Raw genomic sequence first — 15182 nt, 5'->3', positions numbered from 1 at the left:
AATCTTGTTTTTACCGGACTGGATCAAGGCGCATCGGGATACCAGCCTCGGCCATATAGCGCTTGGCTTCGCCAATGGTATAAGTGCCAAAGTGGAAGATCGATGCTGCAAGAACTGCCGTCGCATGACCGTCGCGAATCCCTTCGACCAGATGGTCGAGATTGCCGACACCCCCAGAAGCAATGACAGGAACCCGCACGCTATCGGCAATAGTGCGCGTCAATGCAATATCATAGCCTGCTTTGGTCCCATCACGATCCATTGAGGTCAGAAGTAACTCACCCGCGCCAAGGCTTACCACCTTCTGCGCAAATTCCACCGCATCAATGCCGGTCGTCTGGCGGCCGCCATGGGTAAAGATTTCCCAGCGATCACTCTCACCCGTGCCCGACACCTTTTTAGCGTCAATGGCCACGACGATGCACTGATCACCAAATTTATCGGCCGCTTCCGCAACAAATTCCGGGTTCTTCACCGCAGCCGTATTGATTGAAACCTTGTCGGCTCCAGCCAGGAGCAGCTTGCGAATATCGGCCACCTGACGCACGCCGCCACCGACAGTCAGCGGCATGAAACATTGTTCTGCTGTCCGCGCAATAACATCGAAAATTGTCTCGCGATTGTCAGAAGACGCCGTAATATCGAGGAAACACAATTCGTCCGCACCCGCCGCATCATAGGCACGCGCGGCTTCAACCGGATCACCGGCATCAATCAGATCGACAAAATTCACACCCTTGACGACGCGGCCATCCTTAACGTCAAGGCAGGGAATTACACGTGCTTTGAGTGTCATGATGCGGCCCTCAAAAGGGATAATGCTTCCGCCGGATCGATACGTCCATCATAAAGCGCACGACCAGAAATTGCGCCTTCAAGCTTGGCTGCATCGGGTGCGGCGAGGCGCTTGATGTCATCCATCGAAGCGAGGCCACCCGATGCAATCACCGGAATGGAAACGCTATTTGCGAGAGCAAGTGTGGAATCCCAGTTGATGCCAGCCAGCACACCATCACGATCGATGTCGGTATAGATGATGGCTGCGACGCCTGCACCTTCAAACTTTTTCGCAAGTTCCACCACGCCAAGCTCGGAAGCTTCAGCCCAGCCTTCAACCGCGACATAGCCGCCCCTGGCATCAATGCCAACTGCAACCTGTCCCGGAAATTCCTTACAGGCTTCGATCACCAGCGCCGGATCACGCACGGCAATGGTGCCGAGAATAACGCGTTTCAGGCCTTTGGAAAGCCAGCTTTCGATATGCTTGAGTGTACGGATACCGCCGCCAAGCTGCACCGGATTTCTGGTCGCTTTCAAAATCGCTTCAACAGCCTTGCCATTGACGCTTTCGCCGGCAAAGGCACCGTTGAGATCGACCACATGCAGCCATTCAAAGCCCTGATCCTCAAAAGCTTTGGCCTGAGATGCGGGGTCTTCATTGTAAACGGTCGCCTGATCCATGTCGCCAAGCTTGAGGCGCACGCATTGACCGTCTTTCAAATCGATAGCGGGGAAGAGAATCATATCTTCAAGGCTTCCATTTCAGGAAATTGGCAATAAGCGAAAGGCCAAGCAACTGGCTCTTTTCGGGATGGAACTGCGTGCCAATCATATTGTCGCGACCGACCATTGCGGTCACATCGCCACCATAATCAGTGACAGCCAGCACATCTGCTTCGTTCTTCGCGTCAAACATATAGGAATGCACGAAATAGGCATGCAAGCCATTCTCGCCGGTCTCGATACCGTCGAACACCGGATGCGCCAAATGGGATTGTTTCACGTGAATCCTGTTCCAGCCGATCTGCGGAATTTTAAGCGTTGGGTCTGATGGTGTCATTTCACGCACATCACCCGCGATCCAGCCAAGCCCTTCGCTCACTTGTTTTTCAAGACCGCGTTCTGACATCAACTGCATACCCACACAGATGCCAAGAAACGGATGCGCCTTTTTGAGCACCACATCATTGAGCGCCTCGACCATACCCGGCACAGCATGAAGGCCACGGCGACAATCGGCATAAGCACCAACACCCGGCAGCACGATACGATCAGCGCTCGCCACACGATCCGCATCCGCTGTCAGTTCGATTTCAGCTTTCACACCGCTTGTCAGTACGGCACGCTCAAAGGCCTTGGTGGCCGAGCGAAGATTGCCGGAACCATAGTCGATAATTGCAACACGCATTTTCAGTTTTCTCCGCGATGACCGACAAATCCAATCGTCGAGCCAAATGAGGAATATGTGGGACGAGGGGTCTCATGCGCCCATTCCGGCGCTGGCGCATGAACAGGAGAGGCTGCATCTTCAAGAGCGCAGAAATAACGAATTTCGGCTTCTTCAAGGTCAGATGCATCAATAGCGGCCTTTTCGACATAGCCCTGACGCTTCAGCCTTGCGATCTTCCAGTTGGCGCCTTCCAGCGCCACAAACAGTGAAAACAGCAGCGTGATCAGCGGCACAGCATCACATATGTCCAGCATGGAGCCAGCAAATCCAAGCAGGATCGTGATGCCCAAAACAGCAAAAGCCTCAAACCACAGCCGTTGCGAAAACAACCAGACGACGGGCAGGATCAGCGCCAATGTATAAAATCCGTCGCGCACGAAGACAGAGTCTTCAGCACTGTTCGTGCCTTCTTTCTGCAGAACGACGAATTGCGCCATGATGTTTCCTTTCGGAGATATTTCCTTTCGGAAAGGATTATCCCTTCAGTGACCCCTTGGTCGATGGAATTGCATCCTTCTGGCGCGGATCGGTTTCAAGCGCCACACGCAGAACCCGGGCCACAGCCTTGAAGATCGACTCGGCAATATGGTGATTATTGGCACCATAATGATTGTTGATATGCAGCGTAATACCAGCATTGATCGCAAAAGCCTGAAAAAATTCGCGCACCAGTTCGGTATCAAATGTGCCAATCTTGGCAGTCGTGAAATTTACATTCCAGACCAGAAATGCCCGGCCCGATACATCAACTGCGGCACCTGTCAATGTGTCGTCCATAGCCAGATCCATCGAGGCATAACGCACAATGCCGCGACGTTCACCAAGTGCTTTCGCAACAGCCTGACCAAGCGCAATACCGGTATCTTCCACCGTGTGATGATCATCAATATGCAGATCGCCCTTGGCCATCACGCGCATATCGATGAGCGAATGGCGGGAAAGTTGCTCAAGCATATGATCGAAGAAGCCGACACCTGTGGTAATGTCAAACTTGCCGTTGCCGTCCAGATCGACAGAAACGGCAATGCTCGTTTCCTTGGTCGAACGTTCGACACTTGCTTTGCGGGCGCTTTCAGCCGTCATTGCATTTCCTCACTTAAAATCTTTTCGCCTTCTAGAACAGCTGGCCGCTTTTGCCAATGCTTTTAGCACATGCGCCACTATTCTAGTATGGCAGACCCGAAATTCGTATCACTGTATTGCAATTAACTGAGCGAATTTCGGGTCTAAAGCCATACTAGTAAACTATTGAATCGAGTGTGGTTTACGGACTTGAAGTTCCTAAACGGGAATGCAAGACAAATGATAGGAACCTCAAATCCACCACACTAGTGGTTTGATTCCAACATTTGCATCCCGTTACTCCACCCATGAGGGCAAATGTTGGAATCCAAAAACCACTAGCCAAGTATATGTTTCTAGTGGATTTTACGAATTTGACATTTGAACTAGCAGTGAGGGTAACCGGGATTCAAATGTCAAATTCAATCCACTAGGTTTTCTTAATTTGCATTTTGCCAGACGGTTCTTAAATATTCACAACGAAACCCGATTCAGTTAGCTCTTGAAAAACAGAGTAAGGGTTCTGGCCCATATCAGGGGCTTTTGCACTTGCCTTTGGAAGTGTTGAAGCCGCCAAAGGAGTGATCCATGATTGAACATAATCCCACAACAATTTACGGCACGACCATCGTTACCGTTCGCAAGGGTAACAAGGTCGTTATCGCCGGTGACGGGCAGGTCTCGCTCGGCAATACCGTCATGAAGGGTAATGCGCGAAAAGTGCGCCGTATTGGCAAGGGCAATGTCATTGCCGGATTTGCCGGCGCCACTGCTGACGCCTTCACCCTGCTTGAACGCCTTGAAGCCAAGCTTGAACAATATCCTGACCAGCTGATGCGTGCCAGCGTGGAACTGGCAAAAGACTGGCGCACCGACCGTTATCTGCGCAAACTCGAAGCAATGATGCTTGTTGCCGACAGCAAAGTCACATTGGCGCTGACCGGAACAGGCGACGTGCTTGAACCTGAACATGGTGTTATGGCCATCGGTTCGGGCGGTAATTATGCACTGGCTGCGGCACGCGCTTTGATCGATACAGATCTGGATGCCGAGGAAATCGCCCGCAAAGCGATGGGGATTGCCGCAGATATCTGCATCTATACCAATCACAGCATTCTGGTTGAAAGCCTCGACGCGCAATAATTCCAGCACGACAATCATAAGCTCAACGTGATCATGCTGCTGCATCCGTTCGAGTTCATCAGGCAGTGGCAAACCGGGTTATAATCATGAGCAATTTTTCTCCCCGCGAAATCGTCTCCGAGCTTGACCGCTTCATCATCGGCCAGAACGACGCCAAGCGTGCCGTGGCCATCGCTCTGCGCAATCGCTGGCGCCGCCAGCAGTTGCAAGGCCAGATGCGCGAAGAAGTCATGCCAAAAAATATTCTGATGATCGGACCAACCGGCGTCGGCAAAACGGAAATATCCCGTCGCCTGGCCAAACTTGCCGGTGCGCCTTTCATCAAGGTTGAAGCCACCAAATTTACCGAAGTGGGCTATGTAGGCCGCGATGTTGAGCAGATCATCCGCGATCTGGTGGAAGCTGCAATCGGTCTCGTGCGTGAAAAAAAGCGCGAAGAGGTGAAAGCAAAAGCACATATCAATGCTGAAGAGCGCGTGCTTGACGGTCTTGTTGGCAAAACCGCAAGCCCGGCTACCCGTGACAGTTTCCGCAAGAAGCTGCGTGAAGGTGAGCTGGACGACAAGGAAATCGAAATCGAGGTTGCGGATACAGGTTCCGGCCAGAATTTCGAAATCCCCGGCATGCCGGGCGCCAATATCGGTATGATCAATATTGGCGATATTTTCGGCAAGGCCATGGGCGGGCGCACCAAAATGCGCAAGACCACGGTCAAGGAATCCTACAAAATTCTGATCAATGATGAGTCTGACAAGCTGCTCGATCAGGATCAGCTTGTGCAGGAAGCCCTGCGCTCGACCGAAAATGACGGTATCGTCTTCCTCGACGAAATCGACAAGATTGCTTCGCGCGAAGGTGGAATGGGGGCAGGTGTCTCACGCGAAGGTGTGCAGCGCGATCTGCTGCCGCTCGTTGAAGGCACCACCGTTGCAACAAAATATGGCCCGGTGAAAACCGATCATATCCTGTTCATCGCATCGGGTGCGTTCCATGTTTCCAAACCTTCCGATCTGCTGCCGGAACTTCAGGGACGCCTGCCAATCCGCGTTGAATTAAGTGCGCTGACGCGCGAAGATTTCCGCCGGATTCTCACTGAAACCGAAGTCAGCCTGATCAAGCAATATATTGCCCTGATGGCGACGGAAGAGGTGAACCTCGATATTACCGACGACGCGATTGATGCTCTCGCCGATATTGCAGTTGATCTCAATTCGACGGTTGAAAATATCGGTGCACGCCGCTTGCAAACAGTTATGGAGCGGGTTCTGGACGATATTTCCTACACCGCTCCAGACAAGGCCGGTTCGGAATTCAAGGTTGACGGCGATTATGTCCGCAAGACTGTCGGTGATCTTGCACGCAACACTGATCTGTCGCGTTTCATTCTCTAAAATATAAAGTGACCTGAAAGCCACGCTTCGGTTGCATTATTTTGAAAAGCAAAAATCCCCTCGACTTCATCGAGGGGGTTTTTTACTTTGCGCTAACTTTTACGCATGATTTGCCATATTGGGGCCGTTTCCGCGCAATGACCAGCCGACTGAACCGTATTGCAGGCATCTGCCTTGCCATTGCTTTCTCCTGCCAAAGCGCATTTGCAGCCATTTCGGTGCCTCCCGGCAATCGCAATGCGGAACAGCCACCCATTCCCGGCGCATCTGCCAAACGCACCAGGGAACTGAGCACGACTTATGAAAAGAAGTATCAGAAGATTTACAGCCTTCTGAAAAAAGATGCTTCATTGCGCTCAAAGATCAAATCGACCGCTTCGGCTTATGGCATTGATCCGATCCATATTGTCGGCGCAATCATTGGCGAACATACCTATAATGTCGATGTCTATGATCGTTTGCAGACCTATTACGTCAAAGCGATGTCCTATATGAATCAGGGCGTGAATTTTGGCTATAATGGCGAGAGCATCGGCCAGTTTGTAAAGCGCCCGGAATTCTCCGAATGCCTCAAGTTCAAAGACAGCTATTCGCTATGGGCATGTCGCGAAAATATCTGGAACAAGCAGTTTCGTGGCAAATCGGTGAGCGGTAAATCCTATCCGAACAATCGTTTCAGCGCTGTGTTCTTCCAGCCGTTTTATGCCGGCCAGACATTCGGCCTTGGTCAGATGAATCCGCTCACCGCTTTGCAGATGTCGGATATGGTCAATCGCGTCTCCGGCCTGCCAAAGCTTAATGCTGAAAACGGCAATGCAGTCTATAAAACCATCATGGACCCTGATCTGACGCTGCCCTATATCGCGGCCACGCTCAAACAGTCGATCACAGCCTATCGTCAGATTGCCGATTTTGATATTTCCAAAAACCCCGGCATTACCGCAACGCTCTATAATACCGGTGGTGCAGATATGCGGGCACGCGCACTGGCCAATGAAAATGCAAAGCGCAAGGCATCTGGTCAGGCTCCGCTCATGCCGCAGGAAAATTATTATGGCTGGCTGGTCAATTCCAAGCTTGATGAGTTGAAAGCGCTATTTTAGGCTTTCAAACCACGACGGCGCTTGCGTGCGGCTTCAATCTCATCGCTCAAATGTTTGATCGTCTCGCGATCAATAATGCGGATATTTCGTGCCAGCAGATTGGCAAGCTCGGTTGCTTGCGGCGACAGACCAGACGTATCGATCACCACTCGCGGATGAGACACAGAAGCAAGGTTCTGCAATTCTTCCGCTTCATCCCAGATAATATTGAAATAGGTGATAATGCGTTGCAGCATATCCCATGTCGGTTGGCCGCGCCGTCCGTGTTCCAGCGCTGAAAGATAAGCAGGCGACACCCGCAAAGCGGCCGCCATTTCCTTTTGCGTCACATTGCGCTCTTCACGCAACTCACGCAAACGCTTGCCAAACGGGGTCATCGTAAAAAACCTCCATTTTGGGTTTGTTTGCGCAGCCTTACATAAAGCGCACCATTGCCGCCGTGATGATGCGCTGCATCTTCATAGGCGCTGACAAGAAGCCGAAACAGTGGTGTTGAAAACCAATGTGGAACCGCCTGTTTGAGAACGCCTTCGCTACCAAATGAACGGCCTTTGCCGGTAATCACCATGACATGTTTCAGCCCACGCCCATGAGCGCTGAGCAGAAAACCATAGAGCAAATCATAAGCGTCGTTCTGCGTCAGCCCATGCAAATCGATACGCGCTTCAATATCCACGCGCCCTTTGGAAATTTTGCGGTGCGTTGGCCGGTCAAAACTGTGAATCGGCATTTCTTTAAGAGCGGTGATTTTCTTTTTAGGTTCGACTGTATCTAAAGCAGGCGCAGATGCCTTTTTCGCAGGCTTCTTCTCAACCTCCTGCGCCATCAAAGCACTGAAAACTACAAGCTCTTCAGCCTGAAGCTTTTTACCAGCCAAAGGCTTTGCCGTTTTAGCAACCGTTTCCCAAAGAATGCGGTCTTCAGGACGGAGATAATCTTTTTCAGGTTCTTCGTTCTTTGCTGCCATGGTTCATACTACCAGAGCGCTTGGAACCAGCGCGTAAAAATCAGCTTTGCTTTTAATGCCGCCAGCAATTTCACCAGCCGCATCACCCGAACCTGCAAAAAGATCGCCACGCGCCGGACCGACAATGGCCGTTCCGGTATCCTGTGCAATCATGAGCCGGGAGAAGGGCGCATTGTCAAATTCTGTAACATCTGGCGCATATACATAAAAAGCTGTTCCGAATGTATGCAAAAGCCGGTCCACAGCAATGGAACGTCCCTCCGTCAGTGGGACCTTGGCGGCTGCAATCGGCCCGGCATTCAGATCATCGACAACGGCTTCCCGAAAAAAGATATAGGATCGATTCTGCCAAATCAGATCATCAGCCTTTTCAGGGTGATCCTTCAGCCATTGTCGAATGGTCTGCATGGAAATCCGCTCAGCCGGAATCTCGCCTTCAGCCACCAGAATGCGGCCAATGCCAGTAAAGGGGTGGCCGGTCTTTGCGGCATAAGTGATCCGCATATAGTGACCATTCGTGAGCCTGAGGCGTGCTGCACCCTGCACATGCGCGAAAAATGCATCAACCCGGTCAGCCACATAGGCAAGTTCCAGCCCGCGGCCTTTCAGACTGCCTTGCTCGATTGCCCGGCGATCATCATATTCTTCAAGGCCATTGGCCGTCTGTCGCGCAAAAGTATAAGAAACATCCATTCCCACGGGGCGATTTTGGTCTGTAAGCTTCTCAAGATCATCCGGCTTTTTGAGAAATGGCACCGTAAAATGCGCATCTGGTATGCGCGATGCTTCAATTTCCGGCTCGTAAAAACCCGTCACAAATCCTTCTGCATCAATGCAGCAGGGGACAAAATGATTTTCAAAAAACGCACGCGCCTGTGCTGTATCGGGATTATCGAGCAGGCGTGCCGCAGTGAAAGCCCCTTGCAATGCTTCAAAGCTGATGCCGAGAGTGCCACTCTTATAGTGATTATTTTTCGCATAATCGGCTGAACGACGAAAGGCTGAAAAGGCCAGAGCCTGATCATCCTGATACCATCCCGGACAATCTGAAAAACTGACCGGTCGTATGATGTTCGCCAGATTATGCATAAGCCGCATCCGTTTGTAGCATACTTAAAGGGCCGCTGGATAAGCGGCCCTGAATCGTAAACTCTCTTTAGTCTTCGGCTTCTGTTGCGACAAGCTTCCAGTTTGGATCGCGCGAACGTGTATCACGGGCAAAGGTCCACAGATCACGGATCTCGACGACATTTTCCTGATCACCGTCAACCACATTGCCATCTTTATCAATTGTAGCAGAAATCATCTGGCTGACGATATTCAGCGTCACATGCGCTTCAGAACCCTTCATTTCCGCATTGGCAATTTCCGCCTTGTCGATGCCCACAAAAGTTGAACGCACGCTTTCACCACGGGCTTCGCGTTCATCAATTGCCGCAACAAAACCCTCATAGACTTCTTTTGAAAGAAGATTTTTCAGAATCTTGCGATCGCCATCGGCAAAAGACATGACAATCATTTCATAGGCGATTTTCACACCATCGACGAAACTTGCAGGATCAAAAGAGGGATCCGCTGCCCGGATAGAGCGCAAGCCATCATTGATCGGTGTGCCTGCCGGCGCAATCTTATCGATTGACGTGAAATCTTTTTCAGCGGAACGTTGCGGCAGCGAAACCACATTATCAGCATCGGTACCACTGATCTGTGCATCAGCATTTCGAGCGGTGGTATAAGGATCGATGGGTGGCTTTTCATTTCCTGTACGACGGCCAAGAACATTCCTCAGCTGAAGAAAGATCACCACCGCTGCAATGAAGAAGAATATCGTGCCAAAATCAAAAAATTCCATACTGCCTGCCACCAGTTAACGGATAACGATCACGAATCCCGCTCGCGCCACCAATTTCTTTACCTATACATATAGATCGGCTTGATTGATCATTCAAATCCTGATCGCGCATACCTATGTGTTAATCCATGATAGACTGTTTCAATTCCGTTTCTTTTTTACAAACATCCTTCAACATAAGGTCATAACTGCCGTGTCTTCTTCTTTTGCCCCTCTTGTCATGCTGGCAATGCCGTTTATCGAAATTGCCGGCTTTGTGATCGTCGGCAGTGAAATCGGTGTTCTGGCAACGCTTGGTCTTGTTGTGCTCAGCGCCATGCTTGGTTTTTTTCTGCTGCGGGTACAGGGCTTCGGGCTTTTGCAAAAAATCCGGATAGAAAGTGCAGCCGGTCGCGTGCCGGATCGCGAAATGATGCATGGAGCGATGATCGTGGTCGCAGCCATTATGCTCATTGTTCCCGGCTTTGTCACAAGCGCTATAGGTCTGTTGCTTTTTATACCGTTTGTGCGTGATCTTGTCTGGAACAGGTTTGTGCGAAATCGTCTGGTCGTTGCAACCGCCTCCACCCGCTATTCAGAAGCCTATAGTTCTTCCGGACGCAAAGACGATAATATTATTGATCTCGACCCGGAAGATTATTCTTCCAAGTCGAATGAGAATTCACCATGGAATCAAGACCGCAAGGATTAATCCTTATTGATGTACTAATAGATGAAATACTAACCTAAAAAGCGTTCCTTGCCTCAATTGTCCGCACATGCTAGCCAAGCAGCACTGCTTTATAGGCAAAGAGTTTAATAACTTTAAAATAGAAGGCATTCCATAATGGCAAAAACGCCAACCGATAAGGCCGCAGCGGGCGAAGTAAAAAATGGCAATGGTGCAACTGTCCAGCCATCCCTCAACATTCTGACCCAATATATCAAGGACCTCTCCTTTGAAAGTCCAGGTGCGCCTCTGTCGCTGCGCCCGCGTGAAAAGGCTCCTTCGATTAATATCAATGTGAATGTAAACGCCAATCCGCTTTCAGAAACGGATTTTGACGTTGTTCTAACGCTTGAAGCCAAGGCTGTCGACGGCAAGGATGTTCTGTTCAACACAGAACTGGTTTATGGCGGCGTTTTCCGCATTCAGGGCATTGCACAGGAACATATGCTTCCATTGCTGTTTATCGAATGCCCGCGCTTGCTGTTCCCGTTTGCCCGTCAGATCATTGCTGACGCAACCCGCAATGGTGGCTATCCGCCGCTGATGATCGACCCGATCGATTTTGCGCAGATGTTCCAGGCCCGTATGGCCGAAGAAGAAGCCAAAAATGCAGTAAAGAGCTGATTTCAGCTTTTATCTGATAAAAAACCCCGTTTCTAACGGGGTTTTTTATGTTTGAATTAGCTCAAGTATTTTTTCCAGATCGCCTTATCGCCCATTTTGGCCACCAGAGCATCATGGGCAGCACGTTCTTTTTCTGAAATATGTGGTGGCAGCGGTGTTGGTCGCTGGCGCAAAACAATATGGCTATTATTATCCGAACCACTATTATTGCCTGAATTTCCTGATGTAGTCAGGCCGAGAGCTGTCTGCTTGCCTCCAATCAGCTCAATATAGACTTCCGCCAGAATCTCAGAATCGAGTAAAGCTCCGTGCAGGGTTCGGTGCGAATTATCGATGCCATAGCGCTTGCAAAGCGCATCAAGCGAGTTTGGACCCATCGGATTACGACGACGTGCAAGCGCCAGCGTATCAACGATGCGATCAACAGCGATTTCCGGCTTACCCAGACGGTTGAGTTCCGCATTGATGAAGCCAAGATCGAACATGGCATTATGCGCGACGAGCTGTGCACCGTCGATAAATTCCAGAAATTCGTCGACAATTTCTGCAAAGCTTGGCTCTTTGAGCAATTGTTCATCGGTAATGCCGTGAATAGCAAGTGCGTCGGGATGCACTTTGCGCCCCTGCGGATTGATGAATTTATGGAAGGTTTTTCCTGTGGGGAAGCGATTAATCATTTCCACGCCGCCGATTTCAATAACACGATCCTCCAACCGCTCAAGGCCAGTGGTTTCGGTATCAAAAACGATCTCACGCATGGAAAAACCTCTCAAATAGTTTTGTTCTCTATAACATAGCCAGACGAGCAATCAGGATTGATCAAAAGGCTTTCCACGCAATTGAGCGATAATAGCTATGATCTGCGAGCGCATATCCTCAAAACTTGCCGAAGAATCGATGACGAAATCAGCACGCGCACGCTTTTGTGCATCCGGCATTTGCCGGACAAGGATGGCGTTGAACTTCTCATCTGTCATGCCGGGGCGTGCGAGAACACGTTCACGCTGAATGTCGGCAGGGGCTGAAACGACAGCCACCTTGTCCACACGGCTTTCAGCACCTGTTTCAAAAAGCAGCGGAATATCGAGCAAAACAATATCGGCATGGTCCGCCCGCGCCCGTGCGAGAAAACCCGCTTCTTCTTCATGCACAAGCGGATGAATGATCGATTCAAGCTTTTTAAGCGCTTCCGGCTTACCAAGAACTGCTGCGGATAATTTTGCCCGATCAACCCTGCCATCCTGAACCGTGCCAGGGAAGGCGGCTTCGATCAAGGAAGCTGCCCGACCCGCATATAGCGCATGCACGGCATCGTCAGCACTGTAAACCGGTACGCCCGCTTCCGCGAACATGTTGGATGCAGTGGTTTTTCCCATACCGATGGAGCCGGTCAGTCCGAGGATGATCATAAAGCGCCAGCCTTTTTCATATCATCCAGAATATGTTCACGCAGCGCGTCTGTGACTTGCGGTCTTTTGCTAAACCAGCGTTCAAAACCCGGAACCGCCTGATGCAGCAACATGCCAAGCCCATCGACAGTTTTAAGGCCTGCCGCTTCTGCTTTGGCCAAAAACGGAGTTTTCAGCGGAATATAGACAATATCGGTTGCAACGGCTGATTTTTGTGCTTCGCCCAGATCAAGCGGAAAATCCTCTGCATCCCCATGACCGCTCATACCAAGCGATGTCGTGTTGACGATCAGCCCCGCATCTTTGACCAAAGCCTGTGCTGCATCCCATCTATAAGCAAAGACACCTTGACCAAAATGACTTGCCAGTTCTTCAGCGCGGCTCAGTGTGCGGTTAACAATCGCAATGCGTGAGAAACCGCGTGTCTGCAAGGCATGCACAATTGCGCGTCCCGCACCACCTGCGCCCAGAACCAAAGCCACATCCGCATTGTCCCAGCCCGGCGCCAAGGCATCAAGATTAGCGCTAAAACCATAGGCATCGGTATTGCCACCGCAGAGCTTTGCGTTTTCAAACCAGAGCGTATTGACCGCACCAATGGCAAGCGCAGCGCTATCACGGCTTTCCACGGCTGCAAAAGCCATTTCCTTATGCGGGATCGTAACATTGCCGCCGGCAAAGCCGTTTTTCTGCAATGATAAAGCAAACTCAGCGAAATTTTCCGGCTTCACTTCAATGGCTTCATAGGAGCCTTCAATGCCATATTCTTTCAGCCAAAAGCCATGAATGAGCGGTGAGCGCGAATGTTTTATCGGAAAGCCGGTGACGAATGCCTTTTTAGCCATCGATCAGGTTTTCCTTCCTCAATTCATCAAGCAGCGGCAAGAGTGGAAGTCCGACAATTGTGAAATAATCGCCATCGATTTTCGAGAACAACTGAATGCCCGGACCTTCGATCTGATAAGCACCAACACTGGAAAGAGCAATATCTCCAACCTGCCCGAGATAGCGCCCGATAAAGCCCGGATCGAGATCACGCATTGTCATATGCGCCACGCTGACATGACGCCACAGCGTCTCGCCGTTTTTAACCAGCACTACGCCGCTGTTAAGCTGGTGGGTTTTGCCCGAAAATTGCAAAAGCTGGCGGCGTGCTGCCTCCATATCCACAGGCTTGTGGAAAATCTCGTCACCAAGCGAAAGCATCTGATCGCAACCGATCACCACAGAATCAGAATTGTTTTCACTCACAGACAAGGCTTTTGCCTCGGCCAGAACCTGCGCAACCTCTTCCGCTGTGGCACCTGATTTATAAAGCGGTGCTTCCACCGAGCGCTCGTCAATATCGGCACTTTCAGCTGAAAAGGTGATGCCGGCATTTTTCAAAAGCGCTGAGCGAAACGGACTTTTGGAAGCGAGAATAAGTTTTGTAGTCATAGCTGTTCGTCCTTCCTGCCATCTCGCAGCAGCGCTTGAATTGCGGCTGCTGTTTCTTCAATTGAGCGGCGCGACACATCAATGATTGGCCAGCCATGCCGGTTGCACAGGTTGCGGGCATAAGCCAGTTCTTCGGAAATTGAAATACGATCTGTATAAAGACTGGTATCAAATGAAGGCATATTACCTAATGGGCGGTTCTGCCTGATCTGTGAAATACGCTCTGCCGTTGCCACCAGACCGACAATCAACGGACGTTTCGCAGTAAGAAGCTGTTCGGGGAGGGGGATACCCGGAACAATCGGCACATTGGTCGCCTTGATACCGCGATTGGCGAGATAGATGCTGGTCGGCGTTTTTGAGGTTCGCGAAATCCCGACAAGAATGACATCCGCTTCTTCTATATCGAGCGGTAATTGCCCGTCATCATGTTCCATCGTAAAATTAAGCGCATCAATGCGACGAAAATAATCAGCATTCAGTACATGCTGCGCACTGGCGCGGCGATGCGCGGGCGGTCCTAAATAAGACTGAAATGTATTGAGCACCGGTTCCAGCACAGAAACACTTGGAACACCCATTTGCACACAGGTTTCATCAATGATTGCAGCCAGCTTCTGATCGACAACCGTATAAAGAACAATACCCGGTTCCGTGTCGATATTTTCCAGAACTTTGAACAATTGTTTCTCGGTGCGGATGAGCGGATAAATATGTTCGATCGCACGCGCATTGGCATATTGGGCAGCAGCAGCACGCCCTGCGGCAAGGAGAGTCTCTCCCGTCGCATCAGAAATCAGATGAAGATGAAAGTAAGAAAGTGTTCTGGTCACAGTTTTCTCCCCTCCCTGTTGACGGCTGTGCGTAATTTGGAGGCTTTATTCACAAGCCATGACAGGCAGTGGGAAACTTGGCAAGTCATCCACAGCGAGCGCACATGTGGGAAGCTTTAGAAAGCGCTTGTGGACAAGACTCGTAACATTTGGAAAATGTCTGCGATATGCCCAGCTTGTCCACAAAGAGTGCCAAAGTGCGGCAATTGGTAACTCCTTAGATTCAATGAATGATTTGAGTTTTCATTGCTTTTGGCAAACCGATCGGTGAATGATCACACAGGCAAAGTTGAGCCAGAACAGAGCTGTGGGTAAAAACCGGATAAAGCTTAATCCCCGATTCCAACAGACTCTAAGAATAAACAGATTCAAGATTCCTCCTTTCTTTATGAAGAAAGCACGGGAAAACTTTCACACAAGAT

At 50.4% G+C, this 15182-nt stretch carries 20 protein-coding genes; 6 read left to right on the top strand and 14 right to left on the bottom strand.

What is annotated here, in order from left to right; all coding sequences use genetic code 11:
* Positions 1 to 10: 10 nt before the first annotated feature.
* Genes hisF through hisB form a run of 5 tightly spaced genes read right to left on the bottom strand, consistent with a single transcriptional unit; the run spans position 11 to position 3313 of the window.
* Positions 11 to 796, bottom strand: coding sequence for an imidazole glycerol phosphate synthase subunit HisF (hisF, locus tag FHY56_RS15610; RefSeq protein ID WP_140906083.1), 786 nt, complete (start codon positions 794 to 796; stop codon positions 11 to 13).
* Positions 793 to 1524: a 1-(5-phosphoribosyl)-5-[(5-phosphoribosylamino)methylideneamino]imidazole-4-carboxamide isomerase gene (gene hisA, locus FHY56_RS15605; RefSeq protein WP_140906082.1), complete on the bottom strand. Its 732-nt coding sequence runs from the start codon at positions 1522 to 1524 to the stop codon at positions 793 to 795. The genes hisF and hisA overlap by 4 nt, the downstream gene beginning before the upstream one ends.
* Positions 1525 to 1528: 4 nt before the next feature.
* Complete coding sequence (gene hisH / locus FHY56_RS15600; protein WP_140906081.1) at positions 1529 to 2188, bottom strand: imidazole glycerol phosphate synthase subunit HisH; 660 nt, start codon at positions 2186 to 2188, stop codon at positions 1529 to 1531.
* Positions 2189 to 2190: 2 nt separating this feature from the next.
* Positions 2191 to 2667, bottom strand: coding sequence for a DUF2628 domain-containing protein (locus FHY56_RS15595; RefSeq protein ID WP_140906080.1), 477 nt, complete (start codon positions 2665 to 2667; stop codon positions 2191 to 2193).
* 37 nt (positions 2668 to 2704) lie between these two features.
* The gene (gene hisB / locus FHY56_RS15590; protein ID WP_140906079.1) at positions 2705 to 3313 is read right to left on the bottom strand and encodes an imidazoleglycerol-phosphate dehydratase HisB; all 609 of its coding nucleotides are present in this window, start codon (positions 3311 to 3313) and stop codon (positions 2705 to 2707) included.
* 567 nt (positions 3314 to 3880) lie between these two features.
* On the opposite strand from hisB, the gene hslV reads away from it, so the two are divergent.
* The 4 genes from hslV to FHY56_RS15570 all read left to right on the top strand — a co-directional run bounded on the left by hslV (position 3881) and on the right by FHY56_RS15570 (position 6929).
* Entirely contained in the window at positions 3881 to 4435 is a 555-nt protein-coding gene (gene hslV / locus FHY56_RS15585; protein WP_140906078.1) for an ATP-dependent protease subunit HslV, read from the top strand.
* A 33-nt stretch (positions 4436 to 4468) separates the two neighbouring features.
* A complete protein-coding gene (locus tag FHY56_RS15580) occupies positions 4469 to 4519 on the top strand; it encodes a hypothetical protein (RefSeq protein ID WP_235889518.1) in 51 nt (16 codons plus the stop codon).
* A gap of 2 nt (positions 4520 to 4521) precedes the next feature.
* Positions 4522 to 5826 (top strand): ATP-dependent protease ATPase subunit HslU, encoded by a 1305-nt coding sequence (gene hslU, locus FHY56_RS15575; RefSeq protein ID WP_140906077.1) that lies wholly within the window; start codon positions 4522 to 4524, stop codon positions 5824 to 5826.
* Between the two features lie 137 nt (positions 5827 to 5963).
* Positions 5964 to 6929 (top strand): DUF1402 family protein, encoded by a 966-nt coding sequence (locus tag FHY56_RS15570; RefSeq protein WP_140906076.1) that lies wholly within the window; start codon positions 5964 to 5966, stop codon positions 6927 to 6929.
* Here the strand turns inward: FHY56_RS15570 and FHY56_RS15565 are convergent.
* The 4 genes from FHY56_RS15565 to FHY56_RS15550 all read right to left on the bottom strand — a co-directional run bounded on the left by FHY56_RS15565 (position 6926) and on the right by FHY56_RS15550 (position 9748).
* Positions 6926 to 7306, bottom strand: a complete 381-nt coding sequence (locus FHY56_RS15565) for a helix-turn-helix domain-containing protein (RefSeq protein WP_140906075.1) — start codon at positions 7304 to 7306, stop codon at positions 6926 to 6928. The two genes, FHY56_RS15570 and FHY56_RS15565, sit on opposite strands and share 4 nt — an antisense overlap.
* The gene (locus FHY56_RS15560; RefSeq protein ID WP_140906074.1) at positions 7303 to 7896 is read right to left on the bottom strand and encodes a Smr/MutS family protein; all 594 of its coding nucleotides are present in this window, start codon (positions 7894 to 7896) and stop codon (positions 7303 to 7305) included. The genes FHY56_RS15565 and FHY56_RS15560 overlap by 4 nt, the downstream gene beginning before the upstream one ends.
* A gap of 3 nt (positions 7897 to 7899) precedes the next feature.
* Complete coding sequence (mltA, locus tag FHY56_RS15555) at positions 7900 to 8985, bottom strand: murein transglycosylase A (protein ID WP_140906073.1); 1086 nt, start codon at positions 8983 to 8985, stop codon at positions 7900 to 7902.
* A 67-nt stretch (positions 8986 to 9052) separates the two neighbouring features.
* Positions 9053 to 9748 carry a Tim44/TimA family putative adaptor protein gene (locus tag FHY56_RS15550; protein ID WP_140906072.1) on the bottom strand — a complete coding sequence of 232 codons (696 nt, stop codon included), beginning with the start codon at positions 9746 to 9748 and terminating at the stop codon, positions 9053 to 9055.
* Positions 9749 to 9941: 193 nt separating this feature from the next.
* Between FHY56_RS15550 and FHY56_RS15545 the strand changes: the two genes are divergently transcribed.
* Both FHY56_RS15545 and secB read left to right on the top strand, forming a co-directional pair.
* A complete protein-coding gene (locus FHY56_RS15545) occupies positions 9942 to 10439 on the top strand; it encodes an FxsA family protein (RefSeq protein WP_140906071.1) in 498 nt (165 codons plus the stop codon).
* A gap of 135 nt (positions 10440 to 10574) precedes the next feature.
* A complete protein-coding gene (gene secB, locus FHY56_RS15540) occupies positions 10575 to 11081 on the top strand; it encodes a protein-export chaperone SecB (protein WP_140906070.1) in 507 nt (168 codons plus the stop codon).
* A gap of 56 nt (positions 11082 to 11137) precedes the next feature.
* On the opposite strand, the gene dnaQ is transcribed toward secB, so the two are convergent.
* From dnaQ to FHY56_RS15515, 5 genes are read right to left on the bottom strand one after another with little or no spacing between them, the layout of a single operon-like run.
* A complete protein-coding gene (dnaQ, locus tag FHY56_RS15535) occupies positions 11138 to 11839 on the bottom strand; it encodes a DNA polymerase III subunit epsilon (protein ID WP_140906069.1) in 702 nt (233 codons plus the stop codon).
* A 51-nt stretch (positions 11840 to 11890) separates the two neighbouring features.
* Positions 11891 to 12490, bottom strand: coding sequence for a dephospho-CoA kinase (gene coaE / locus FHY56_RS15530; protein ID WP_140906068.1), 600 nt, complete (start codon positions 12488 to 12490; stop codon positions 11891 to 11893).
* The gene (locus FHY56_RS15525; protein ID WP_140906067.1) at positions 12487 to 13335 is read right to left on the bottom strand and encodes a shikimate dehydrogenase; all 849 of its coding nucleotides are present in this window, start codon (positions 13333 to 13335) and stop codon (positions 12487 to 12489) included. The genes coaE and FHY56_RS15525 overlap by 4 nt, the downstream gene beginning before the upstream one ends.
* Positions 13328 to 13927, bottom strand: coding sequence for a Maf-like protein (locus FHY56_RS15520; protein WP_140906066.1), 600 nt, complete (start codon positions 13925 to 13927; stop codon positions 13328 to 13330). The genes FHY56_RS15525 and FHY56_RS15520 overlap by 8 nt, the downstream gene beginning before the upstream one ends.
* Positions 13924 to 14760, bottom strand: a complete 837-nt coding sequence (locus tag FHY56_RS15515; protein WP_140906065.1) for a pyruvate, water dikinase regulatory protein — start codon at positions 14758 to 14760, stop codon at positions 13924 to 13926. Before FHY56_RS15515 ends, FHY56_RS15520 begins: the two co-directional genes overlap by 4 nt.
* Positions 14761 to 15182 lie beyond the last annotated feature (422 nt).

Source organism: Brucella gallinifaecis (assembly GCF_006476605.1).
Taxonomy (GTDB): domain Bacteria; phylum Pseudomonadota; class Alphaproteobacteria; order Rhizobiales; family Rhizobiaceae; genus Brucella; species Brucella gallinifaecis.
Note: the sequence above shows the minus strand (reverse complement) of the source record. Positions and strands in the feature narration are given on the sequence as shown.